The sequence below is a fragment of the Candidatus Paracaedibacter symbiosus genome, from assembly GCF_000757605.1.
GTDB classification, from domain to species: Bacteria; Pseudomonadota; Alphaproteobacteria; order Paracaedibacterales; family Paracaedibacteraceae; genus Paracaedibacter_A; species Paracaedibacter_A symbiosus.
In genome coordinates this window covers 13095-14488 of the sequence record NZ_JQAK01000009.1, presented here as the reverse complement: position 1 = coordinate 14488, position 1394 = coordinate 13095, and the positions used below count along the sequence as shown (strand labels likewise).

General features: G+C 34.1%; 2 protein-coding genes. One reads left to right on the top strand and one right to left on the bottom strand.

The genetic code is table 11. The annotated features are described in order from the left end of the window. Positions 1-304 precede the first annotated feature (304 nt). Positions 305-457, top strand: a complete 153-nt coding sequence (locus IG80_RS17050) for an IS3 family transposase (RefSeq protein ID WP_084756439.1) — start codon at positions 305-307, stop codon at positions 455-457. A gap of 18 nt (positions 458-475) precedes the next feature. On the opposite strand, the gene IG80_RS13665 is transcribed toward IG80_RS17050, so the two are convergent. Next, on the bottom strand, positions 476-1084 hold the full coding sequence (locus tag IG80_RS13665; RefSeq protein WP_052046401.1) for a leucine-rich repeat domain-containing protein: 609 nt from the start codon (positions 1082-1084) through the stop codon (positions 476-478). Between the last annotated feature and the right edge of the window lie 310 nt (positions 1085-1394).

Here is a 1394-nt window from a genome sequence, read left to right as displayed (position 1 = left end):
GCTCCATTAACATGGATTCGTATAACTTCGTATAATGTATGCTATACGAAGTTATTACGTTCATCCTCTGTACTAGACGGCGAGGCTAAAAGGCTTGTAGCCGACAAACTCAAAACAAATAAAAATCCTAAAGATTTCTTTAAGCAAAATTTAAACATACCATCTTCCTATTGGGTAATATTTACTCTTTATATATAAGAATGCTAAAGATAGAGTACAAGTACTCAATTAGTTCAAATTAAAAAGAAGGTTCACCTAAGTGTGTCAGGTTTTAATTTAACCTAAGCTATGGTTAAGGGTTAAGTTGACGATTCCAGGGCTCGACCAAGCAAGCAATAGTATTTTTGATTATTGCTTTATCTTCTATAATCAAAAAAGGATTCATTCTGTTTTGGGATACATGCCTCCCAAGGAGTTTGAAAAAAGAACGCTCACATTGGAAGAACGTGTCTACTAAATTGGGTGAAGCCCAGCCTTAACTCCTTCTAGAATAGTAGTCATTTCCTTGTAAGCTTGTATGATTATATCGAAAATCTAATTCTCTAAGAGAATTATTATGGGCAAAGCTATCTCGAAGTGCTGCACCCCCTGGTATTCCAATATTATTGGAGAAAAGAATAACTTTTGTAAGAGAGCTATTGTATGCAAGGCTCTCTGCAATTGCTATGGCTCCTGCTGAATCTATTTTATTATATCGAAGGTCTAACTCTGTAAGGGAATTATTATGCCTAAGGCTCTTTGCAATTGCTATGGCTCCTTCTGAATCTATATCATTAGAACGAAGGTCTAATTCTTTAAGTGAGTTATTATGCTTAAGGCCTTCTGCAATTGCTATAGTTCCTTGTAAACTTATGCTATTATCAGCAAGGTCTAATTCTGTAAGAGAGTTATTATGCTTAAGGCCTTCTGCAATTGCTATAGCGCCTTCTAATTTTAAGTCGCTTCCGCGTAATACTATTTTAGTAAGCGCTTTATTAACTTTAAGAATATTACCTAGGCAGGGGCCAATTTCTGATCCTATATTAAGGGGCCTCTTTAAAGAGGTTATAGAATTATTATGTGTGAAGGCATCTTCAAATAACATTACAAAATTTTTAATATTATAAATTGTTGGAAAGCCAATATCATGAACTAAAGTATTATATTTTAAAGCTTTAAGAATTCTAAAAAATCCTTCTTCACCACCAAAATTTTGGCGATTCTCTGGATCTTGTACTATGTCTTTTAATGAACATTTTGTCGTATAACTTCGTATAATGTATGCTATACGAAGTTATTACGATTATCAGAATTGACACAGTTGCTTAAATACTCCCTAACTATGGTTTTGATGCTTGTATTTTGACAGGATCCTTGCATGCTGATCACTTGCAAAAGTGAGGCAGGGTTCATTA